We start from the raw sequence: 23,378 nt of genomic DNA, 5'->3' as shown, positions 1-23,378 counted from the left end.
TTTTATGAACGCACCGACATTTACGTTACCGAACGCTACAGGCGAAGACATTTCACTCGCCGATTATCGTGGTAAGAAAGTCATTCTCTACTTCTATCCGAAGGACTCGACACCGGGTTGTACGACGGAAGCCTGTGACTTCCGTGACGCGACGGACGCCTTCGCGGCTGAAAATACCGTCATTCTCGGCATCTCCGCTGACAGTCAAAAACGGCATCAAAACTTTATCTCAAAATATGAACTTCCGTTTCAGCTTCTCTCTGATGTCGATCATACGGTCTGCGAACAGTATGGGGTCTGGCAACTCAAAAAGAACTACGGTAAGGAATATTACGGGATCGTCCGTTCAACGTTTTTAGTTGATGAGGCGGGTGAATTAATCCAAGAATGGCGGAGCGTTAAAGTTAAAGATCATGTTTCTGAAGCCTTAAACTACGTAAAATCACTTGATTAAAAAGAAAAACACGTTACTGATGTAGCCTGTTTCAATGTAGACAAACTCTTATGAAGAGTGAATATGCTATAACGAGAGGCAAAGTTCGCGCTTCCCTGTCTCGCCTCGTCTTCAAAGCGGCGCGACCGATTGCTTTTCACGGTTCTAAGCGATCCGAGACGGATTGCGCTCTAAACCGTCTCCATGCCCGGATTTCTGTCATGGTATTACCTAAAAAGCGTCACGTTTCGTTGACTCCTACGGGAAAAAGTGCATTTTTAACGCGACTTGCAGAGGCAGACAAGCCCCTGCTCGTTGTCCGTTAGGATCAAGGAGCAACGGCTTGCGCCCCGCCCGAGGAAAGCAACGAAAAAAGACGCTTTCATCTTCCGCTATCACTTTGTCTACACGCTGACCACGTTACGGATGTAGCGTGTTTTTTAATTTTACAATCATTTTATCGCTACCAATTTTATCCTTTCAAAAATTTTTTTCACATAAAAAACCTTGGCATTACTCATATTTTTAATGTTTTTGAAATAATCTGAAAATATTCTATTGATTTTTCTGAATATTGTATTTATTATTAGAAACAAGTTGATCCGGTGCTTTCCTTCAACAAAAGTAAAAGGCGATGACCCCTCTTATTTTTTTCATAGGACACCGGATCGCTCTAACTACCGGGTACTCATTTTATCATCATATATATTTATTCTTGGGAGGGAACTTATCATTATGAAGAAGAAAAAAACACTCGCACTCGTTGGTGCACTAACAATCGCAGGATCAAGCTTGGCAGCTTGTTCATCAACAGATGACTCGAAGGACACATCCGGCTCGACAGACACTGCAAAATCAGATGACAAGCAAGTCTTGAATTTAACAAGCGGATCAGACATCCCGGCACTTAGCCCGACAGTCGCGACAGACTCTGTTTCTTTCACAGTTTTAAACAACGTTCAAGAAGGTCTCTTCCGTCTTGATGAAAACCAAGAGCCGACACCAGGTGTTGCAGAAAGTGTTGACGTCTCGGAAGATGGACTTACATACACATTCAAATTACGCGATTCAAAATGGTCTGACGGCAGCGATGTCACAGCAAAAGACTTCGAATATGCTTGGAAACGTGTCCTCGATCCTGATAGCGGTTCGCAATATGCTTATATCATGTATGTCATCGATGGAGCGGAAGGCTACAACACTGGTAAAGGGAAAGCGGAAGATGTCGGTGTCAAAGCAGTCGATGACAAGACACTCGAAGTTAAGTTGACACAACCTGCAGACTACTTCAAAGCCTTGACTGGATTCGGTTCATTCATGCCGCTTAAGCAGGAATTCGTCGAAGAAAAAGGTAAAGATTTCGCGAAAGATCCTGAAAACTTCCTTTACAACGGTCCATTCCAACTAACGGACTGGAAAACAGAAGTCGGTTGGTCATACAAAAAGAACGATCAGTATTGGGATGCTGACGCAGTTAAACTTGAAGAAGTTAACTACAAAGTCGTTAAAGAAGTTTCAACGGCTGTCAACCTGTACGAAAAAGGTGACATCGATACAGTCGGTTTGACAAGCGAATTCGTCGATCAATATAAAGATGATGAAGATTTCCAAACACGTCTCGATGCATCGATGTACTATATCCAAATGAACTTCAAAAACGAATTGCTCAAAAATAAAGATATCCGTAAAGCGATCGACTCAGGATATGACAAAGAACAAATGGCGAAAGTCCTCTTAAACAACGGTTCAATCCCGGCATACTACTATGTCCCGCAAGAATTCGCAAATGGTCCGGACGGAAAAGACTTCCGCGACGGCAACGAAGGCTTCGGTTCATTCGATGCTTCATCTGCAAAAGCATCATTCGAGAAAGGTCTAAAAGCAGAAGGCAAAGACAAAGTTAAACTCGAGCTTCTCTCATATGATGATGACAACTCGAAAAAAATCTCTGAATACCTCAAAGGTGAATGGGAGAAAAACCTTCCTGGTCTTGAAGTAACAATCAAGCAGCAGCCATTCAAAAACAAATTAGATCTTGAATCGAAAGGTGAATTCGAACTTTCATTCGCTGGTTGGGGACCTGACTACCAGGATCCGATGACGTTCCTCGATATGTGGATGACTGGTGGACCGTACAACCGTGGTAAGTACTCAAGCGAAAAGTACGATTCACTCATCAAATCTGCAATGAAAGACGCGAATGCCGAAACACGCTGGCAGTCACTGAAGGATGCTGAAAAAATCTTACTCGAAGACGATCAAGCAATCTCTGTCATGTACCAACGCGGTGCTTCCCTCTTACGTAAACCTTACGTTAAAGGGATCGTCAACCATAAAGTCGGAGCGGATACTTCGTTCAAATGGACATACATCGAAGGAAGATAAGGATACAAGATCTTTAAAGATCAGCCTCGCTTTACGCGGGTCTGGTCTTTTTTTCCATATGGGGCGAATGTACTGTTTTTTAGATATTGATTAAAAAGTGATAACATTCTGTTTTCATTTGTATTACTTCCATTTATACTTATGCAGAAGAAACTAAATTCACTTTTTTTTACAATAATTCGCGGTAATTCTTCAGATTTAATGAAAAAGTGCCGATACATTCTATATAGAGGACTTTTGCCTCAACACTACGATTATTTAGGAAGGAGGACTCATCTTTGAAGCAACGTGTACTGACGAGTCAACAAACATTCACAGAAGAACAAATCGAGATGATTGAAGCCATCCGTGCAGTCGGCGAACTGATTCAAGACCGGCCACGCCGGACGATCTACCGCCGCTATGCCGTTATACATGGTTGGCCATTACCTGAAAACATCATCCGTCAATTCGGTTCGTGGCCGGAAGCTTTATCTGCCGCAGGTTTTGAATGGCATATCGATCAGCAACCGGAAGAGCTGGAGCGGGCACCGAAATATACGAAAGATGAAATTCTGAATTCTTTCCACCGGTATGCGAAAGATGTCGGTTCGACGATTACCTTGAAGAAGTACCAAATTTGGCGGAAGTCGGTCCACCATGCACCGAGCCACTATCATATTGTGAAGATGTTTGGTTCTTGGCATGATGCCTGTACAGCAGCAGGACTCGAAGCAAGCGTCACGTATTCGAAAGCTGAGCTTGCGGCATCACTTCGACAAGCAATTGAAGAAGTCGGATTCTCATTGTCTTTTGAAGCTTACCGTGAGTGGGCGAAGCGAAACAACAAACCCTCTACAAAAGCATTGCTCCATCGCTATGGTTCATGGTCAGCCGCTATTCATGCGATCGAGAGTGAAATCCGTATGAGTAACCAACAAGCGCAATAATCAGTCTAGTGCATTCATTTTCTTCCTATTTTATAGTTCACACGCTAAACAGACCAGTCGAAACCTCGACTGGTCTGTTTCATGTTTAATAGTAGTGGCCGATGCTTCCGTGAAAAGATGGAAGCATCGGCCACTTGATTTGATGTAGGACGAAAACGTCTGTCAAAAAGATTGTTTGGGCTACACTTATGAGTCAGCACCGTTATATTAAATCACTTTTTCTTTCCATTCTTGGTATGACGCAACGCGGTCACGCCCCTGGAATTTAGCCCCTACGTACATCGCACGGTCTGCATTTCGAATCAGGCTCGCAAGATCGCCTAACTCTTTCAGCGTATCGATTCCGATGCTTGCGGTGATTTCTAACGAATGACCGGATACTTCGATTGGATTGGCGTGTAGCGTCTCACGGATGCGCTCTGCAACGATTCGTGCCGATTCGATGTCCGTATTCGGTAATAACACGACGAACTCTTCTCCGCCGTACCGCGCGACAAGGTCTGTGATGCGTGTCGCCTGCATCAAGAGTTTAGCGACCTCGAACAATACAACATCTCCGATTTCGTGACCATGGGTATCATTGATTTGCTTAAAGTGATCCAAATCAATCATCAATGCCGAGAACGGATATAAATCCTTTTGCTTGATTCGTCGATCGCCCCACTCTTGCAAGGCACGGTAGTTCGGTAATTTTGTCATGGCGTCTGTCCGGCTATCGATTAAAAGATGTTGTCGTTCTTGGGCCCGTTCAACGGCCCAGGACAACACACGTAATGCACGATACAGCTCATAACCAAAATCTGTCGTGAATTCACCACTTGCTTCCGATGCTAAAAATAACGAGCAATTGATGGTTTCCGTCGCTTCCGGTTTGATGAACAGAATCGATTGTGTTTCTTCAGGAAGACAATCGTAGAGGCGAATGTCCCACTCCTGTTGCATGCCGTAAAGGAGAACCTCCTCTTTTTCAATCAATTCTTCGATGATGATTCCTTCGACGTGATCCGCTTTTAATTTCCGTCCATCTTTCAGCGAATAATAGACTGTCTTTCCTTCTCCAAAATCAAACTTTATCCAGGCGATGTCAGGTTTAACGAATTGATTGAGTTGTTTTAAGTAGCGTTCGATGATGAACTGGGAATCCCCGTCCTGCCACGCTGCTTCTTTTAGACGCTCAATCTGTTCCCAGTGTTCAATCCGGTCACTCGCATGAACCGAACTGCCGAGCGCACGTTTGATGATGAATAATGCAAATGCCGTCATGACCAACGCACTGATTCCATTGTTTTGGGCCATCAAGGTACTAAAGACTCCAAATAACAGTTCTGCCGTAATGACGACTGCTTCAAAACGTAGCAACGGAATCATGACGCTGCTCGGGATATTCTCTCCGAGTAAGAAGTTCGACAATGTATATTGGAACAAGAGGACGACCCACATGATGACGACCATCGTCACGAGCGGTACGATATTCCCGATGAGTGAAAAATCCGGACCGTGTGTTCCACCGAGCGCATTGTAGGCTAAACCTGCCGGCAAAATCAATAAGAGTTCAAGCGTGACGTTGAATGGATAATTGTGCAGCATACGCCGTCGTCCGATTGCCGTATGAAATGAACGCAATTGGTAAATCAGCATCGTCAATTGTCCGACACAAATCGCTGATAACAATCCGTATGTTAAAAAGGTATACAGGACAAAACCAAAGTGGAACGTAAAACTCATATGTCTTCGACGAACCGGGTCGACGACAAAAATCGTCGATAACGCTACTACCAAAAAGAATGTAAAGTAATCGATGCTGAGGCTGTATCCGTTCTCTCTTGCGATAAGATCAATGACAATCACGACGATAAAGAACACGACCCAGCTTCGAAGGAGATATTGTTGAAAACGACGCATGTTGAGTTCCCCTTCCTAAAATATTTTTTATTTTTACGGGCACTGCATTGCATCTAAAAAAACTTCAATCATCTTTTTCAGCGGCTCATTTGTTACACTATAAGCAGAGGTGATGAATACATGAGTACTCAATTTACAAAGGAAGCCTTCGAAGCGTTTGAAATCGAAGGGTTAGAAAACCGGATGGAAGCGATCCGGGAACGGATACAACCTGTTTTCCGGCAGATCGGCGCTGAAGTCTCACCCGATTTGACAGTCAATCTCGCAGAGGATATGTATGTGCACATCGCACAACATGCAAGACGCAAGGTAAACCCGCCTAATGATACGTGGATGGCGTTTTCTCCAAACAAACGTGGTTATAAAAAACATCCGCATTTCCAAGTCGGACTCTTTGATGATCATTTGTTCATTTGGCTCGCTTATATCTACGAGCTTCCTAATAAACAACAATACGCGACGCAACTTCTCGAGCAACAAAATTTGTTACAGGACTTACCGGAGGACTTCGTCATTTCCTACGATCACATGAAAAAAGAAGCAGTTCGTGTGACTGATGCAAACCTTGAACAAGGATTAGTTCGTTTTCGTGATGTAAAAAAAGCTGAATTTTTAATCGGACGGCATGTTTCCGCCCAAAAAGTCAGCACAATGTCCCATGATGCATTACTTGAATTGATTCGAAATACCTACGACCATCTCGTGCCGGTCTATAAAAAGGTTAAATAAAAAGGATGGCCTATAAGGTCATCCTTTTTCTCATTAGTTATATTTTACTAGAATTGACATGACTTGTGTACGGTCAGAATTTAAATTTAGATAAATGTTGACCTTTTTCGCTGAAACGGTCATCGTGTTGAACATTGGATCAAGCTTAGCAGTTGGATACGCTTTTTTTACTTCCTTGACAGAAATCGTACGTTTGACCATTTTCGGATCATATACGATTGCTGAAACTTTTGCTTTACTGTCCTTTACTCCATACGTCGAACAATAATGAACGGAACGATCGGGTGTCATAAGCCCATTACCACTTTGGCACCAGTTCGAATTTTTTTCACCTTTATATGCACTATGTACCTGTGCGAGTGTCGTTCGGTTAAGTTTAACGTTTTTGTCGAGTGACTTAGCATAACCGGCGTTCTTCTTAATATGTTGAAGCCAATTGACATCCGTTGGTTTCGTTGCTTCTGCTGATTGATTATATGAAGTGCCTGACACGACGCTGACGGCAAGAGCTGCTGTTAAGATAAGTCCTAAGATTCGTTTCATGGTGTTACCTCCTAAAAATGCTTTGTTAAATAACTCATTCCCCCATTTCTCAAAAAATACTCATCTTCCATACATTTTTTAGAAAAATATTTTAAAAAAGGCTGGTATCCGTGGGATACCAGTCCTTTGTTATTTTTTATGCATTTTAAACTCTAAGAATAATTCATTGTAATGGGCAAGCATCTTTTTCCCCAAGTTTTTGTAGACTTCGAGTGTATCCGTCACAGCTTTATCCGGATAGAACCGTTCGTCTTCCCGTACCTCTGCGTCGAGGAGTTTTAAAGCATCTTTGTTCGGTGTCGAGTAGCCGACATAATCCGTATTCTTCGCAGCGATGTCCGGGCGCAACATGAAGTTGATGAACGCATGTGCCCCTTCGACGTTTTCCGCCGTTTTTGGAATGACGACATTATCAAACCAAACGTTCGATCCTTCTGACGGGATGACGTAGTTCAAGTCTTCATTTTCACTCATGATTTCATTGGCATCACCGGACCAGACGACCCCGATCCCGGCTTCTTCGTTTGCGAGCAGTAGCTTGATTTCATCTCCAACGATCGCTTTGACGTTCGGCGTCAAGTCCATCAAGTTCGCTTTTGCTTCCTGGAGCTTATCTTCGTCCGTTTCGTTCAAGGAATAACCGAGACTGTTTAGACTCATCCCCATCACTTCACGGGCTCCGTCCGCTAATAAGATTTGATTTTTAAAGGCAGGGTCCCATAAATCTTTCCAACTCGTTGGTTCTTTTCCATCAAGCAGTTTTTGATTGTAGACGATGCCGACCGTCCCCCAAAAATACGGGATTGAATACTGATTGCCCGGGTCGAACGGCAAATCAAGGAAACGATCATCGATATGCTTGAGATTCGGAATTTTCGATTGATCAATCGGGATGACGAGATCTTCTTCAATCATCTTCGCAATCGCATAATCTGAAGGAACGGCGATATCATACGTCGTCCCTCCTTGCTCAATCTTCGTCAACATCGCTTCGTTCGAGTCGAATGTCTGATAGACGACTTTAATTCCTGACTCTTCTTCAAACTGATCGATTAAGTCCGGGTCGATGTAATCCCCCCAGTTGTAAATATTCAAGACATTTCCCCCGGAATAGCCTTGTGTCGCGTTTAAGCGGTTCAAAGCAAACAGGATGACACCCGAGATTAGAAAAATCGTTACGAACAATTGGATTAATTTTTTCAACGGTCATTTCACCTCCGGTCGTGACAACTTCGCTACAGAACGTTGGTTCAAGAAATAGTAGCCGATGACAAGTAAGAACGTAAATAAGAAGATGACGGTCGACAAGGCATTGATTTTCATCGAAATCCCTTGGCGTGCCAATGAATAGATTTCAACGGATAAGGTCGTAAACCCATTCCCCGTCACGAAAAATGTCACGGCAAAATCATCAAGTGAGTACGTCAGTGCCGTAAAGAATCCGGCAAAGATTCCCGGTGTGATGTACGGCAAGATGACTTTCGTCAGGACGTCCAAACGACTTGCCCCTAAATCACGTGCCGCATCAACGAGCGTCGGGCTCATTTCTTGCAGTTTCGGCAAGACGAGGATGACGACGATCGGGACAGAAAACGCGATGTGCGACAGTAAGACGGATGTAAAGCCAAGTTGAATCCCAAGCATCGTAAAGAAGATTAAGAACGATGCTCCGATGATGACATCCGGACTGACAATCAAAATACTATTAAGTGTCAGGAGCGACGTTTCAATCCGCTTTTTCCGAACTGCTTGAATCCCGATTGCACCGAACACACCGACAATCGTCGAGATTGCTGCTGAGAGCAAGGCGATGACGAGTGTATTCAAGACGATGATCAAGAGGCGTGAATCTTGAAAGACTTCCTTATACCAATCCCACGTGAAGGAATCAAAGTTCGTCATGTTATCTGCACTGTTGAACGAATAGAATGCGAGATAGAAGATTGGAGCATACAAGACGATGAAGACACCAATCAAATATAGGTTTGCCAGTTTAAACCGTTTCATCATGTCGTCGCTCCTTTCTTCCGTTTTGTACTCGTCAAGGCGAGAATGATGGCCATCGCGATGATCAAGAAGACGGCGATCGTCGCACCCATCCCCCAGTTTTGGGTGACAAGAAATTGTTGTTCAATTGCTGTACCGAGCGTGATGACACGGTTCCCGGCAATCAGGCGGGTAATCATGAAGAGTGATAACGCCGGGATGAAGACAAGTTGACAGCCTGACTTCACACCATCAATCGTCAATGGGAAGACGACACGACGAAATGTCGTAAAGTTCGATGCCCCTAAGTCACGTGCCGCAAAGACGAGCGACGGACTTAACTTTTCGATGGCATTAAAAATCGGCAAAATCATGAACGGGATGAAGATGTAGACCGACACGAACACGAAGCTGAAGTCCGTGAACAGGATTTGTTTGCGCCCGATGCCAATCGCTTCAAGCGTTTGGTTCGCAAGCCCATACGTACTGAACAATCCGATGAAAGCATAGGCTTTCAGCAACAGGTTGATCCAGGTCGGCAAGATGATCAAGAGCAACCAAAGTTGTTTATGCTTCGTTTTCGTCAATAAATAGGCCGTCGGATAACCGATCGCAAGCGAAAACAACGTGATTAAAAAAGCATACCAAAATGAACTGAGCGTCATCGTCAAATACGTCGAGGTAAAGAAATTCTGATAGTTGACGAACGAGAAGTTTCCATCTAAATCAAGGAACGAATAATAGATGACAAGCACGATTGGTGCGATGACGAACAAGGCAATCCAAAATGTATAGGGAATCAGGTACCAGTTACGTGTTTTTTGCATCATAACACCCCATCGTACGATTCAAGCCGTTTATCAAAGTCCTCTTCCGTCTCATTCAGACGCATGACGTGAATCGCTTCCGGATCAAATGTCAGACCGATATGCTCACCGACTGTCGCTTTTTTCGTACTGTGGACGAGCCACTCATTTCCGACTTCATCGATACAGGCGATTTCATAATGGACGCCGCGGAAGAGTTGTGAATCGACCGTCACCTGTAACTTCCCTTGGGCGACATTCGTGATTTCTAAGTCTTCCGGACGGATGACGATTTCGACTGGCTCATTCAATTCAAGTCCCCGGTCGACACATTCGAATTCTTTTTCAGCGAACGAAACGAGGTAATCGTTTAACATCCGTCCCGGAATGATGTTCGATTCACCGATGAAGTCGGCGACGAAGCGGTTGATCGGTTCATCATAAATGTCGGTCGGTGTCCCCGATTGTTGGATTGAACCATGATTTAAGACAAAAATTTCATCCGACATCGCAAGCGCTTCTTCTTGATCATGCGTGACGAAGATGAACGTAATCCCAAGACGACGCTGTAAGTCGCGCAGCTCGTATTGCATCTCCGTCCGCAACTTCAAATCGAGTGCTGACAAGGGTTCGTCCAGTAAAATCACTTCCGGTTCATTAACGATTGCCCGGGCAATCGCGACACGTTGACGTTGTCCACCCGACATCTCTGTGATTTCCCGTTTTTCATAGCCCGATAAGTTAACGAACTTCAACGCATCAAGGACACGTTGCTTAATGTCTGCTTCTTTGACCTTTTTGATTCGGAGGCCGAAGGCGATGTTCTCGAAGACGTTTAAGTGCGGGAACAAGGCATAATCCTGGAAAACCGTATTGACTTGACGTTTGTTCGCCGGAACATCGTTAATCCGTTTTCCATTGAAGATGATTTCACCCGCTGTCGCTTCCGTAAAACCGGCAATCAAGCGCAGGACTGTCGTTTTACCGCATCCGGATGGGCCGAGCAATGTGTAGAACTTCCCCCGCTCGATTTCGAAGCTGACACCGTCGAGGACGGTTTGGTCGTCAAACTGTTTTGATACTTCTTTGAATTGAATGATCGTATTCGTTGTCACTTTAGTTCCTCCTTAAAGATACGAGTCGGTTGCTGTGACGAGAAGTTTCGCCTCCGTCGCTGACTCGTTTCGTAGTTGATGGATTTCTGACGCTTTATAGTAGAACGTCTCACCTTGTTTCGCCCGGAATATTTGTCGACCGAGTGCGAGTGTCACGTTACCCTTGAGGACATAAACGAATGTTTCCGATCCGGACGGTTCATAAGCTTTAAATGAACTGTTCGCAGCAAGCGTCAACAGGACCGGCTCCATTTCTTTTTCATTCGACTCCGGAATCAACCAGGTGACGTGGTACCCTCGTTCCTCATCGGCATAACTCGTGACATCGTCTCGTGTATAAACGACTTTCTGATTCAGCGCCTCCTCATCGAAAAAGTCTCTTGCTGAGATGCCTAATACTTCAAGGAGGCTAAATAACGTCTCAATCGAGGGAGAACTGATCTCTCGCTCGATTTGCGAAATATATCCTTTACTTAAATCGGTTCTTTCCCCGAGCTCTTCTTGTGTCAATCCTTTTTGAAGACGCAGGTTTTTAATTTTATTGCCAATCGTACGCACTTTACGCCCTCCTCTCCCATACTGTTCTTGAGTTTAGTATAAGACGACTGAAAGTTTACTAATCACGTACCGATTATAGCGTACTGACTTTTTTTAGCAAGGGAAATTACTCACTTTTTTCAGGAGGGTTTGACACCGATAACGCTTACACCTACAATTAATATCAGGTACTAAAATGAGGAGGAATTCACGATGCGCATTGCTTGGATTACAGACAGTACGACGATTGTGCCAAACTCAATCGTCGACCATCAAGACTTAACGATCGTCCCGTTACTTGTCATGAAGGATGGTGAAAGTTTTATCGACGGTGTCGATGTCAATGCTGAGACTGTCTATAGCTGGATCGATGCCGGTCATAAGGTCACGACGAGCCAACCTTCGATTGGGACTTTTACGGAACACTATGAAAAACTAAAAGCAGACTATGACTTCGGATTTGCCGTTCATTTATCAAGCGAACTGAGCGGTACGTATAATGCTTCCATTCAAGGAGCAGAAATTGCTGGTTTTCGTCTGATTGCGATTGATTCCCGTTGCGGTATCTATCCAGCAGGACAATTACTTGCGGAAGCGATCCAGTTAGCAGAACAAGGAGTTGCGATTGAACAAATCGAACAGATGATTTTAAAACGACGGTTCGATCATCACATCGAATTTACCGTCGAAAACTTAAAACAGTTGCAAGCTGGCGGTCGCATTTCATCGACGAAAGCTTTCGTCGGTAATTTACTTCAATTACGCCCGCTCTTCCACTTCGAGGAGGGCAAAATCGTTCCTTACCAGACGGTTCGGACCTTCAAGAAAGCACACTCCAAAATTTATGATCATCTCGTCGAAATCCTTGAACGTGGTGACGTAACGGATATTTCACTGTTTCATGCCACAGCGTACGACTTAGCACGGGAATGGAAGGTAAAACTTGAGGCGCGCTTCAATGTCTCGATTCGTATTGACGATCTTACGCCTGTCCTCGGCTCACACACCGGGAATCCGGCGATTGGCATGTCATTCTTGAATCCGACAAGCCGACACTAATGTCTAAAACTGAAAGATTCAGGGTAAACCTTCTTTAGAGATTAAAGGAGGTTTTTCTATTGAAAAATAAATGGATTTGGTTGAACTGGCTTGGTTTCATCTTTGCTGTAACAGTTAACGCACTCGACGGTGGGAAAACCGGTCGTATTTCCGACACGATTCCAACGTTGTTCAAACCTGCCGGGTACGCGTTCTCGATTTGGGGACTCATTTATGGTGTTTTACTTGTTTGGTTAATTTTACAGACCATCCCGAAATTCAAAGAACATGAAATCGCAAAAAAAATCGGTCCTTGGTTTTTGATTAGTTGTCTCTTTAATGCCGCTTGGATCGTCACATTCGCTTACAAACTTTTCCCATTGACGCTCGTCGTCATGATTGGTCTACTCGCTTCTTTGATGGTCATCTACTCGAAGGTCGATCGCGAAACAAAAGCCCTTCGTTTTAAAGTCCCGTTCTCCCTTTACATCGGCTGGGTCTCGGTCGCGACAATCGTTAACGTCTTCATCGTCATGCAGACGCAAGGCATCACGAAGTTGCTCGGCATCGGTGACGCCGGTTGGACGATGATCATGCTTCCGGTAGGTGTCATTGTCGCACTCATCTTTATGTTTGCGAACCGCGATCCGATTTATCCGCTCGTCTTCGTTTGGGCCTATATCGCGATCAACTTTAAATCAGATGACGGTCTCGTTGATACGGTCGTCCTCGGTAGCGTCGTCGTCCTTCTTGCAGGATACGTCTTCTTACTCGTCCGGATGCGTCGGCAAATCCATGTGAGCAAGTAACGTTATTTCTGTTTGAAACACGCGTATACTGGAGACAAAGGAGTGATTGTCATGAACATCACATTTACACGTCCCGCACTTGACCGGATTGAACAATTGCGCGGTGACATTAAAGGACAGCTTCATCTTTATTACGACACAGAAGGATGCGGTTGTGGAAACTCCGGTATCTTCAGTATCCGTTTCGTCGAGTCGGCGACTGACGAAGATATGACGATTGATTCAAATGTCGGTCCCGTCCTCGTCAAACGTTGGTCGAGTCACTTTCTCGATCAAGACATGACACTCGATTATAAAGAAGAATCAAAATCACTGATTTTAAAAAGCGACGGACAATACTTCAATACGAATGTTCTTGTGACCGATCATACCGGCTGTCAGTTGACACCGAATCGGTAAGTACAAAAAAGGCAGCCTCCCTTGTGGAAGCTGCCTTTTGTAATAGTTGGACAGACAGAGGCTGCGTTGATTACAGAGTCACGGTCATCTATAAAATGTACTAGAGTTCTGTCTGCATCGTACACGAGTCGAGTAGGTTTTTCCGCCCGATCAACCTACTACCAATACGTTTTTCGTCCCCCATATCTTCGCACGCATCATGCCGGCGTGCTTATCTAGCTTACGTAACCAATCCGTGATTGGATTTAAAAAACAACATTTTTTTAGCCGACATCACGTACTGTGCGCTCAATCGTCTGCTGATCCAAGTCCTTGACGTTCATCGGACGGCTATAATAATACCCTTGTCCATAATCACAGCCGAGGCGTTTTAAAAATTCGTGTTGTTCGAGTGTTTCGACACCTTCCGCCACGACCTCAATTCCGAGACTTTTCGCTAATTGAATGATCATTTCCGTGATGGCCGTGCCCCGCTCGTCATGCGGAACCTCATCGATGAACGATTTATCAATCTTTAAGATATCGATTGGTAAGTGCTTCAAGTGGGTCAATGAAGACAACCCTGTCCCGAAGTCATCCAAAGCAATCGTCAGACTCAACTGTTTCAGTTCACCAAGCATCATCAGGGCCCGTTCCAAGTTCTCCATGACAGAGGTTTCCGTAATTTCGAGTTGAAGATGAAGCTCTCCCCCGCGTTCAAGTGAGTGATGGACAATCTCTTTAATCATTGAATTATGAGACTCGGACCGGAAGTGCATCGCTGATAAGTTGACCGACACTTGACGAATGAAATGATCTTCCTTTTTCCACAACTCCATCTGGTGGACCGTCTCCTTCAAGACCCATTCCGTCAGTCTATGGATCAAACTGTACTTTTCAGCAATCGGAATGAACTCGGCCGGTGAGATGAAGCCGAGTTTCGGATGGTTCCACCGAATCAGGACCTCTGCTTGTTCGACCTTCCCTGTCGCTAACGCAATCTTCGGCTGATAGACGAGATTAAATTCTTTGTAATCGGTCATCGCCTTTCGGAGTGAACCGACAATCAACTGTTCCCGTCGATCCGAGTGAATCAATTCATCATATAAAACAAACCGATCGCGCCCTTCATTTTTTCCAGCCCGTAAGGCACTCTCCATCTGACCAATCCGAATCTCTAACGTTTCTTCCGGATTCGGCAAGATGACACCAATCGTCGCAGTTAAATGAATCTCTTGATTTTCAAGGAGCATCGGTTGACGGATTTGCTCGAGCACCTGATTAAATGAAGCCTCAAGTTGTTCCGTATCGACTTGTTTAATCAAGAAAAATTGTGTTCCGTTGTAGCGGATACAGGCTTCTTCTTCGCCGAGGATTTCTTTAATCCGATCTGCAAACTGACGAATGATCGTATCCCCTTGATCAAAACCGAATGTGTCGTTAATCCACTTATAGCCGTCTAAATCAATCAACGCCATCGCCATCGTTTGTTTCGAGCGGTTGTATTGTCCATCCACCTTCATCATGTGATGGTCAAGCCAGCGCCGATTGTGCAGCCCCGTCAAATGGTCCGTATAGGCCATCATTTGAAGTGCACGTCGTTCCAAGTGGATGTAGAGTCCCGTGATCAAGATGATTAAAATAAAGATTGGAATCGCCACTTCACTCAAGATGTTCGACGTGATCGGGTCATTTGATAAAACGGTAGTGGAATCAGCCGGGATACAAAATGTCGTTCCGAGCATGCCTACGTAATGCATCGCTGATACGGCTAAGCCCATCAATGTCGCGACAGGGATTAAAATGCGTTTTTTGTCGACATGGCGCGTCATATAAAGCAATAATAGCGCCACATAGGCAACCGTCACGGCAATCAACACTGAAAGAGTGAAGATGCCGGTGTCATAACGGATATCTCCCCCAAACTGCATCGCGGCCATCCCCAGGTAATGCATTATTGTAATTCCAATCCCGATGAGTGAACCTGCAAGCACGACTTTTTTACGCGTAATCGCAGAATAATATAATAAATAAAAGGCAATCCATGCAGCCGTGATCGCGGGTACGACCGAGAGTAACATCAGGACCCAGTCATAATTGACCGCGACCGATAATTCGAATGCACCCATTCCAATAAAGTGCATGCCCCAAATCGATAACCCCATCGTCAATGATGAAAGAAGCAGTGTTCGTTTTCTTAAGGATGTCGCTTTAGCCAAGCGTCGATTGAGTTCAAGCGAGGCGTAGGATCCGACAATGGCGACGATAACCGATAGGATGACCAGTGCCTCTTCATAGTGTTTCGGTAGTATGATCCATTCATTCATTGTGTAAGTGCCTCTCTTTTTGACTGACATTCCTATTAGTATCGTCTTAATTCGTCATTTCTTTCAGTACTGTTTCGAATTTTTATACAGTTTGATGTGTTTTTCGACTATTTTGTACGAAATATACAAAAAAGAGACCCACATTTGTGGATCCCTCGACATTTCTTCTCTTATAGTGTAGCGGATGCAATGACTGCTCCGGTTGGTTGTTCTAAATCTGGTTCAGGTTCGACCGTAATCGCGACGGCATCAATCTTTCCACTGCCTTTGAGTGCAAAGACTGCTGCTGCTTGACCATCTTGTTCGATGACTCCGTTCGCCTGTACTTGATCGCCTTGAATCGTCCACATCTGATACAACTCGCCTTCTTTAAGCGGTGGCAAGTCTTTCAATTGAACGAGCATGTATTCTTTATCGTCTTTCGTAAAGATCATGCTCGATCCTTGAATCGAAGCCGTACTCTCGAAGTTTCCCATGCCGTTCACTTCATCCAGCGCTAACGCTTCTGTTTGTTCTGGTTCATCTTGCGCTAAGAAATAGGCGTTCGCTCCAAGCGATAATAAGAGAACCGCTGCAATGCTCATTAACCAACCGAGTGGGACTTTTCGTCTCGTTTGCTTTTTCGCACGTTTTGTCTCGAGTTCCGAGGCATGTTCCGGTGTCGGCTGTGTTGTTTTCACAATGTTAGGCGCTTCTTGATCCGTCTCGTTTGACGAAGCAAGGACTTCTCCTAAGATTCTTGATTTCATCCCAGCCGGTACCGGTCGTTCTGGAAGTGATTCCGCGATGGGAAGCATCAATTCTTCCATTTCTTGTAGCGCCTGCTTGCAGTCGTCACAAGTCGCAAGATGTGCTTCGAACGCGTCTCGATCGGCTGCAGATAACGTTCCATTAAAGTAATCAATTAAATCATGACAACGTTCTTCCATCAACGTTCCCTCCCTTCCAATAATTTTCGTAACGCTTGAATCGCACTCCTTATCCTCGTCTTCACCGTTCCGAGGGGCAATTCGAGCTGATCTGAGATTTGTTGTTGCGTTAACCCTTTAAAATAGACAAGCTCAATTAATTCTTGTTGCTCCGGTTTCAATGCTTGGACCGCTTCACGTACTTCAGAAGCGGTTTCCCGTTCGACGACCGTTCGTTCGACCGGTTCATCAAACCCACCGTCTCGTTCTTCAATTTCAATTGTCGGTTGTCGCTTTTCACGCCGTAAACAATCAAGCGCAGCATTTCGGGTAATCGTCAACACCCACGAAGAAAACTTTCCTTTCTCCGTATTGAAGTCAACACGTCCATTCCATATCTTCATCCAGACTTCTTGAATAACTTCTTCAGATAATCGATCGTTGTTCGTAAAGCGATGTGCGAATGAAAACAACAGCCTCTCGTATTTATCATATAACGTTTCAAGAGCCTGTTCATCTCCTCCACGCATCTGATGATAAAGCGATTCATCGGATTGAGTATGCATCCTTCTCCCCCTTGTGATTAGTCAGCCTTATCATATAGTATACGCAAGCTGACGCAAAATCGTTTTAGTTTTCTTTCGTTATTTTGATTATTTTTCTCCATCACATCCATATTCCCTGTTCTATCAAAAAATATAGCTGAAAAATCGATTGAATTGACAGAAATACCATGATGGGCATAGCATGAAGGTATCGAGAATACGTGTTGCACCTTAGAATGGAGGAAAATGAATGGATTACGATCAAAAGATGAAAAATCGGGTCAGTCGGATTGAAGGACAACTGCGCGGTATTTTACGGATGATGGAAGAAGGTCAAGATTGTCGTGACGTCATCACTCAGTTATCCGCTGCACGGTCAGCAATGGACCGGACGATTGGTGTCGTCGTTAGCTCAAACTTGATTGAATGTGTCAAAGAGGCTGAAGCCAGTGGTGAGGGACAAACAGAAGACTTAGTTAAGGAAGCTGTCAGTCTTCTTGTCAAAAGCCGTTAATTTAAAGGATGGTCTTCATTTCGGTAAACTTCCGAGCTGAAGACCTTTTTTTAATAGAATCGATTGAATTTTCGAGCGGACGTTTTAGATTAAAGTAAAACAGGTACATTTACTGTGGATACTATGATTCATTTTAGATCACGACACAAACGACTCATATCGCTCTCTTCATTAAGATAGCAGTGGTAATTTGTCTTTACTTGATTGATTCAAGCAAGACCATACGTAGGAGGAACATATATGACAGTCTCACTTTTTATTGATGTAGCATGTAAAACAGGCGAATCGCCTGTCTATGACGCCAAAACGAAACGCTTTTATTTCGTTGACATTCCAAACAAACTGTTCTTTTCATATGATTTGACGACTGAGGCCTTGAAGCCGTTCCAGGTACCGAGCGCGATCACTTCAATCGCTTTAACTGATGCCCCTGATTTTCTCCGGGTGACTTCAGAACATGGTTTCGGAACATTCGATCTGAAAGAAGGTCATCTCTCACTCGAAACGAAGTTGACGATGCCCGACTCGGACCGGATGAACGACGGTAAACTCGATCCATCTGGACAGTATGTAGCCGGTAGCATCAATGAAGAGGACGGGGAAACGGCCAGTCTCTACCGTTTGCGTCACGATGGCTCAATCGATGTTTTGCATGATGGACTCACGAATTCAAATGGTCTCGTCTGGTCAGAGGATGGAACGACTCTGTACCATATCGACACACCGACTAAAAAAGTCTACGCCTTTGACTATGCACCCGATCAACCCTTGACGAATCGTCGCGTAGCAATCGATTTAGAAGAAGAAGATGGTTTTCCGGACGGCATGACGAAAGACCGGGATGGACATGTTTTCATCGCGCATTACGCCGGTTCTTGCATTACACGTTGGAATCTTGAAACGGGCGAGAAGCTCGCACACATCGATTTCCCGGTTGCAAATCCGACGTGCCCAATCGCTTATGAAGATCGTCTGCTCGTCACGACAGCGGCAGATGGAGACGACTCTGCGCATGCTGGTGCCGTCTTCGAAGTCACGTATTAATTTTTATTTACTCCTCGGTCCAGTCGAGGAGTTTTTTTGTAGACGCCTGTACTAAAACAGGTGATACTAAAGTATCGATGATTATTTTAACGAGGGAGTGAAACGCTATGCGAATCTCAACGATTGAACGACTCCATCAATTACAGACGACACCCTCTTTTTTCCCGGTCAACTGCTACCTTTTTGAAGAAGCCGACAGCCTGACCTTGATTGATACCGGGATTTCACTGAACGCCAAAGCAATCCATCGCGTCATCAAGTCCCATCACAAACCGTTACGTTCCATCATCTTGACGCATGCCCACGCTGATCATGTCGGTTCACTCGACTTCTTAGCGAATGCCTTCCCACTCGCCGAAGTGGCAATCAGTTACCGCGACGCAGCGCTTCTTAGCGGTGATGAATCACTTCGTGAAGGAGAGTCGACACCTTTAAAAGGGGGCATCCCGAAAAACATCAAGACACGACCAGACCGTCTGCTTGAAAGCGGCCAACAAGTCGGAAGCCTGAACGTCATTACGTCTCCCGGGCACACCCCGGGCTCGATTTCCTTATGGCATGAAGGCAGTCGGACGTTGATTGCCGGAGATGCCTTCCAAACACAAGGCGGAATCGCTGTTTCCGGCGATACGCGCTGGCAGTTCCCGTTCCCTGCTCTCGCGACTTGGGATAAAGACGTCGCCTTGAAGTCCGCCCATCAATTGACGGAACTGACGCCCGACATCCTTGCGACTGGACATGGTCCTCTCGTTCTCGCACCGAGCTATGAAATGCGTGAAGCTGTCGATCGGTTTGAACAATTGTTAAAACGCTGATCCCACAACAATCTACCGAACCCTTTACATTGCTTAAAAAGCAGGAAGTGCGGGAGGTAAAAGCGTAAGTATAGACAATTCATGCAGCCGATTTAGAGCGCAATCCGTCTTGAATCGCATTAAACCGAAAAAAGCAATCGTTCGCGCCCCTGTCGCTTTGAAGACGAGACGAGGAACTGATCGCATCTAGACATAGCGTATTCACTTCTCGCACACGTTTTTCTACACGCTCAAAGGGTCTGACTCAAAAGCGGGAACCACTCTCGATTAAAAGGAATCAGGACTTTTCCATACGTATCTCAGTCAAACACTCAACTATCTGAAACAATAAACATTTGTATAGATATGGCCGATGATCCCGTCAAAAGTGGGTCATCGGCCATTTACTTAATGGAGGACGGGAACGTTCATCCTCGACCCCTGTGGGAAAAGGTAGCGCGATTCGCGGTGAGGATGACAAAACCGTCTGTCACTCTGATTGATGTTGGAGCGACTCTTGAGTCAGCTCCTTCTTTTTTCATCAGCCCGTTCGAAATCAGCGGGACCTAACTCTTGTCATGACCCTCGATCAGAATGTTCCTCAAAACCACGGCACTTTTTCTAGCGTGTCACTTTCTTGTATTTTTTCTAAGATGAGACCCTTCACTATTTCACCGACTCGTTTGGTACAGACGTGCCTCATAGGGCTGCAAGATCTTACTTGCACTCTCTTCATAGTTCGAGAGAAGTAACTGTTCATTCGGTAAGGCGAATGTCGTTTCGACCTGTTCATCGTGGACGTTCAAGACGATTCGCCACGTCACCCCTTCGAATTCCCGTTCATATACGTAAAGATAAGGATCCTGAATCGCCAAATCACGATACACGCCATATACCATGACAGGATGTTCTTTTCGTAATTGAATCAACTCCCGGTAAAACGCGAGAACCGATTGCGGATCCTGTTCAGCTGCCTGCACGTTGATTGTTTTATAGTTCGGATTGACCGTCATCCATGGTGTCCCTGTCGTAAATCCGCCTGCCCGGCTATCATCCCATTGCATCGGTGTCCGCGAATTATCCCGCGCCCGTAGCTGCATCGATGACAAGACAGTGCCGCTCGGCTCTCCCGCTGCGACGCGCTCCTCGTAACGATTACGGAAGGCGACGTCTTGGTACAGAGAAGCATCCGAGAAACGAATACCCGTCATCCCGATTTCTTCTCCTTGATAGACATACGGGATACCCGGTAACGTGTGTAGCATCAAGCCGAGTAACTTGGCGCTCTCGACACGATAGCACTCGCTACCGAAGCGCGTGACTTGTCTTGTATGATCGTGATTATTCAAAAATTGTGAAGTGACGCCTTTCGGGTACAGCGCATCATACCACCGTTTTTGAATCTGTTTATACCGCAACAGGTCCATTTCTTCCATGTCATCGGCGACTTCGAAATGAAACAACGTCTGTAACTCCTGACGTTCTTCACTAACATATAACAGCCCGTCATCGGGACCGACAAACGGAATCTCCCCGACCGTAAACAATTTTTTCCCCGCAAGAACTTCCTGATGCATCTCCTGTAAAAATTCATGGACTCCCGGTTGATTGCCTAAGTAGGACAAGTCAAACGGATCCTCCACATCGTCAAACGCCGCTCGTTTTTTAATCAAGTTAATGACATCCATCCGGAAACCATCGATGCCTCGGTCGATCCACCATCGCATCATCGCGTAGACAGCTTGACGGACGGCAGGCTGTTCCCAGTTCAAATCAGGTTGTTCTGAGGCAAACGAATGAAAATAGTACTGTTGCCGTCCTTCATCCCACGTCCAGGGACTCGGCGCAAAATACGACCGCCAATTGTTTGGTGGTGTTCCTTTTTCCCCGTCATGCCAAATGTACCAATCTGACTTATCATTCGTTTGATCACGGCGCGACTCCTCAAACCAGTGATGTTGATGACTTGTATGATTGACGACAAGATCGAGAATGATTTTTAAGCCGCGCGCATGCGCCGATTCAATCATCTGGTCCAAATCTGCCATCGTGCCGGCTTTCTCCATGATGCCGTAATAGTCAGCGATGTCGTAACCGTTGTCGATATCAGGTGATGTATAACAGGGGTTAAGCCAAATGACATCCACCCCGAGTGAGGCGATGTAGTCGAGCTTTTCGATCACGCCCCGCAAGTCCCCCATCCCGTCTCCATTCGAGTCGTTAAAACTCCGCCAGTACACTTGATAAACGACGGCTTCTTTCCACCAGGTCCGATTCATCTTTTCCATCTCCCGTCTAGTAGTCGATCGATTACTTGTCTAGTGTATCAAGAACATCGTCTGAAATTGGAATGTTCTTCTAATTTTTAAGGAATTTTAAAAAACCTCTTTCATTTTGACTGAAAATTCGCTATTCTTGACGACAATACCTGAAGGAGGAACAGAGATGAAACATTTCGCCCCATCGATCGCCATCGATCGCTTGCCCAATCCCGTCTTCGCAGAACTTGCCCAACGGATCGGTTCCGTCAAAGCCGCAGGACACGACGTCATCACGCTTGGTCAAGGAACGCCGGACCAAACGACACCCGTACATATTCTCGATGCTTTAAAACAAGCCATCGATGATGCAAGTAATCTCCAGTACCCCCCGTTTCGCGGACATGATTTCTTAAAACAGGCCGTCGCTAATTTTTATGAATCAGAATTTGGCGTGTCGGTTGATCCGGCGACAGAAGTCGCGATTTTACTCGGAAGCAAGGCCGGCATCGTCGCCCTTCCGCAGACGATCGTCAATCCCGGTGAAGGGGTCATCGTCCCAGATCCCGGTTACCCGGATTACTTGTCGGGCGCAGCACTTGCCGGTGCGTATCCGATCACGCTTCCGCTTCTCGCTGAAAATAGCTTTTTGCCTGACTATGACCTCCTCGATTCGCTCGACGTCGAACGGGCCCGGATGTTGTTCCTCAACTATCCGAGTAATCCGACCGGTGCGACAGCGACGGCAGCGGCTTTTGAACAGACGGTCGCTTTCGCTGATGCACATGACATTTGTGTGGTTCACGACTTAGCGTACGGCGGGATCAGTTTCGATGGTCCGACGCGGAGTTTCCTCCAGACGGAAGGCGCTAAGAATGTCGGGATTGAGTTATTTTCGCTCTCTAAACGGTTTAACATGTCCGGCTTCCGGATTGCCTTTGCAATCGGTAATCCGTCTGTCATCGCGAGCATCGAAACATACCAGGAACACCTTTACGTCAGTGCCTTCACACCGATCCAGCATGCAGCGACGGTCGCGCTTTCAAGCGACCAGACATGTGTCCGTGAACTGAGCGCCTTGTATGAGACGCGACGCGATGCGTTGTTCGGTGCATTAAACGAAATCGGCTGGGACGGACCGGTTCCGGGTGGTTCGTTCTTCGTCTGGCTCCCTGTTCCGTCCGGCTTCACGTCACAAAGCTTCACCGATCACCTGCTCGACGAAGCGCACGTCGCCGTGACACCGGGTCATTTCTTTGGTACATACGGTGAAGGTTACGTCCGGATCAGTCTGATTGCCGATGTCGACCGACTCGTCGAGGCTGTCAAACGAATCGGGACCCTTCAGCTCTTCCAAACCGCCGTTGCCGAATAATTCTGAAAAAACGTTTGACAGAT

22 protein-coding genes are annotated in these 23,378 nt (G+C 45.6%); 11 read left to right on the top strand and 11 right to left on the bottom strand.

All coding sequences use genetic code 11. The features are described from left to right. Positions 1–4 precede the first annotated feature (4 nt). The 3 genes from bcp (at position 5) to KNQ05_RS00605 (ending at position 3,747) form a co-directional block, all read left to right on the top strand. A complete protein-coding gene (bcp, locus tag KNQ05_RS00615) occupies positions 5–454 on the top strand; it encodes a thioredoxin-dependent thiol peroxidase (protein ID WP_088837838.1) in 450 nt (149 codons plus the stop codon). A gap of 714 nt (positions 455–1,168) precedes the next feature. Then, positions 1,169–2,818: a peptide ABC transporter substrate-binding protein gene (locus KNQ05_RS00610; protein WP_214767104.1), complete on the top strand. Its 1,650-nt coding sequence runs from the start codon at positions 1,169–1,171 to the stop codon at positions 2,816–2,818. Positions 2,819–3,096: 278 nt separating this feature from the next. Continuing rightward, a complete protein-coding gene (locus KNQ05_RS00605) occupies positions 3,097–3,747 on the top strand; it encodes a homing endonuclease associated repeat-containing protein (RefSeq protein WP_088837840.1) in 651 nt (216 codons plus the stop codon). A 207-nt stretch (positions 3,748–3,954) separates the two neighbouring features. Here the strand turns inward: KNQ05_RS00605 and KNQ05_RS00600 are convergent, their stop codons facing one another. Beyond that, on the bottom strand, positions 3,955–5,649 hold the full coding sequence (locus KNQ05_RS00600; RefSeq protein ID WP_214767102.1) for a GGDEF domain-containing protein: 1,695 nt from the start codon (positions 5,647–5,649) through the stop codon (positions 3,955–3,957). Between the two features lie 120 nt (positions 5,650–5,769). On the opposite strand from KNQ05_RS00600, the gene KNQ05_RS00595 reads away from it, so the two are divergent. Further along, positions 5,770–6,378 (top strand): YktB family protein, encoded by a 609-nt coding sequence (locus KNQ05_RS00595; protein ID WP_029331532.1) that lies wholly within the window; start codon positions 5,770–5,772, stop codon positions 6,376–6,378. Positions 6,379–6,411: 33 nt separating this feature from the next. On the opposite strand, the gene KNQ05_RS00590 is transcribed toward KNQ05_RS00595, so the two are convergent. The 6 genes from KNQ05_RS00590 to KNQ05_RS00565 form a co-directional block, all read right to left on the bottom strand. After that, positions 6,412–6,921 carry a hypothetical protein gene (locus KNQ05_RS00590; protein ID WP_029331533.1) on the bottom strand — a complete coding sequence of 170 codons (510 nt, stop codon included), beginning with the start codon at positions 6,919–6,921 and terminating at the stop codon, positions 6,412–6,414. 129 nt (positions 6,922–7,050) lie between these two features. Further along, on the bottom strand, positions 7,051–8,112 hold the full coding sequence (locus KNQ05_RS00585) for an ABC transporter substrate-binding protein (RefSeq protein ID WP_371816049.1): 1,062 nt from the start codon (positions 8,110–8,112) through the stop codon (positions 7,051–7,053). Positions 8,113–8,127: 15 nt separating this feature from the next. After that, complete coding sequence (locus KNQ05_RS00580; RefSeq protein WP_088837844.1) at positions 8,128–8,931, bottom strand: ABC transporter permease; 804 nt, start codon at positions 8,929–8,931, stop codon at positions 8,128–8,130. Continuing rightward, positions 8,928–9,737: an ABC transporter permease gene (locus KNQ05_RS00575; RefSeq protein WP_204251404.1), complete on the bottom strand. Its 810-nt coding sequence runs from the start codon at positions 9,735–9,737 to the stop codon at positions 8,928–8,930. Before KNQ05_RS00575 ends, KNQ05_RS00580 begins: the two co-directional genes overlap by 4 nt. Beyond that, on the bottom strand, positions 9,734–10,828 hold the full coding sequence (locus tag KNQ05_RS00570) for an ABC transporter ATP-binding protein (protein ID WP_088837846.1): 1,095 nt from the start codon (positions 10,826–10,828) through the stop codon (positions 9,734–9,736). The genes KNQ05_RS00575 and KNQ05_RS00570 overlap by 4 nt, the downstream gene beginning before the upstream one ends. A 12-nt stretch (positions 10,829–10,840) precedes the next feature. After that, positions 10,841–11,386, bottom strand: coding sequence for a helix-turn-helix domain-containing protein (locus tag KNQ05_RS00565; protein ID WP_088837847.1), 546 nt, complete (start codon positions 11,384–11,386; stop codon positions 10,841–10,843). A 192-nt stretch (positions 11,387–11,578) separates the two neighbouring features. Between KNQ05_RS00565 and KNQ05_RS00560 the strand changes: the two genes are divergently transcribed. From KNQ05_RS00560 to KNQ05_RS00550, 3 genes are read left to right on the top strand one after another with little or no spacing between them, the layout of a single operon-like run. Next, complete coding sequence (locus tag KNQ05_RS00560) at positions 11,579–12,424, top strand: DegV family protein (protein WP_088837848.1); 846 nt, start codon at positions 11,579–11,581, stop codon at positions 12,422–12,424. Positions 12,425–12,483: 59 nt separating this feature from the next. Further along, positions 12,484–13,212 carry a tryptophan-rich sensory protein gene (locus KNQ05_RS00555; RefSeq protein ID WP_214767096.1) on the top strand — a complete coding sequence of 243 codons (729 nt, stop codon included), beginning with the start codon at positions 12,484–12,486 and terminating at the stop codon, positions 13,210–13,212. 51 nt (positions 13,213–13,263) lie between these two features. Continuing rightward, positions 13,264–13,611 (top strand): iron-sulfur cluster biosynthesis family protein, encoded by a 348-nt coding sequence (locus tag KNQ05_RS00550; RefSeq protein WP_088837850.1) that lies wholly within the window; start codon positions 13,264–13,266, stop codon positions 13,609–13,611. 263 nt (positions 13,612–13,874) lie between these two features. On the opposite strand, the gene KNQ05_RS00545 is transcribed toward KNQ05_RS00550, so the two are convergent. The 3 genes from KNQ05_RS00545 to KNQ05_RS00535 form a co-directional block, all read right to left on the bottom strand. Beyond that, positions 13,875–15,917: a putative bifunctional diguanylate cyclase/phosphodiesterase gene (locus tag KNQ05_RS00545; RefSeq protein ID WP_214804277.1), complete on the bottom strand. Its 2,043-nt coding sequence runs from the start codon at positions 15,915–15,917 to the stop codon at positions 13,875–13,877. Positions 15,918–16,087: 170 nt separating this feature from the next. Beyond that, complete coding sequence (locus tag KNQ05_RS00540; protein WP_214767092.1) at positions 16,088–16,846, bottom strand: anti-sigma factor; 759 nt, start codon at positions 16,844–16,846, stop codon at positions 16,088–16,090. Then, on the bottom strand, positions 16,846–17,391 hold the full coding sequence (locus KNQ05_RS00535; protein WP_088837853.1) for an RNA polymerase sigma factor: 546 nt from the start codon (positions 17,389–17,391) through the stop codon (positions 16,846–16,848). Before KNQ05_RS00535 ends, KNQ05_RS00540 begins: the two co-directional genes overlap by 1 nt. A gap of 229 nt (positions 17,392–17,620) precedes the next feature. Here KNQ05_RS00535 and KNQ05_RS00530 point away from each other — a divergent pair, with 229 nt between their 5' ends. From KNQ05_RS00530 to KNQ05_RS00520, 3 genes are all read left to right on the top strand, one after another. After that, the gene (locus KNQ05_RS00530) at positions 17,621–17,884 is read left to right on the top strand and encodes a metal-sensitive transcriptional regulator (RefSeq protein ID WP_088837854.1); all 264 of its coding nucleotides are present in this window, start codon (positions 17,621–17,623) and stop codon (positions 17,882–17,884) included. Between the two features lie 240 nt (positions 17,885–18,124). Further along, complete coding sequence (locus KNQ05_RS00525; RefSeq protein WP_214767090.1) at positions 18,125–18,928, top strand: SMP-30/gluconolactonase/LRE family protein; 804 nt, start codon at positions 18,125–18,127, stop codon at positions 18,926–18,928. Between the two features lie 107 nt (positions 18,929–19,035). Then, complete coding sequence (locus KNQ05_RS00520) at positions 19,036–19,743, top strand: MBL fold metallo-hydrolase (RefSeq protein ID WP_214767088.1); 708 nt, start codon at positions 19,036–19,038, stop codon at positions 19,741–19,743. Positions 19,744–20,393: 650 nt separating this feature from the next. Here KNQ05_RS00520 and KNQ05_RS00515 read toward each other — a convergent pair. Beyond that, positions 20,394–22,001, bottom strand: a complete 1,608-nt coding sequence (locus KNQ05_RS00515) for an alpha-glucosidase (protein ID WP_214804276.1) — start codon at positions 21,999–22,001, stop codon at positions 20,394–20,396. 166 nt (positions 22,002–22,167) lie between these two features. Between KNQ05_RS00515 and KNQ05_RS00510 the strand changes: the two genes are divergently transcribed. Then, the gene (locus KNQ05_RS00510) at positions 22,168–23,355 is read left to right on the top strand and encodes an aminotransferase class I/II-fold pyridoxal phosphate-dependent enzyme (RefSeq protein ID WP_214804275.1); all 1,188 of its coding nucleotides are present in this window, start codon (positions 22,168–22,170) and stop codon (positions 23,353–23,355) included. The last annotated feature ends 23 nt before the right edge of the window (positions 23,356–23,378 follow it).

This window comes from Exiguobacterium sp. s125, assembly GCF_018618605.1.
GTDB lineage: Bacteria > Bacillota > Bacilli > Exiguobacteriales > Exiguobacteriaceae > Exiguobacterium_A > Exiguobacterium_A oxidotolerans.
The sequence above is the reverse complement of the archived record's forward strand: the minus strand, read 5'-3'. Positions and strand labels throughout refer to the sequence as shown.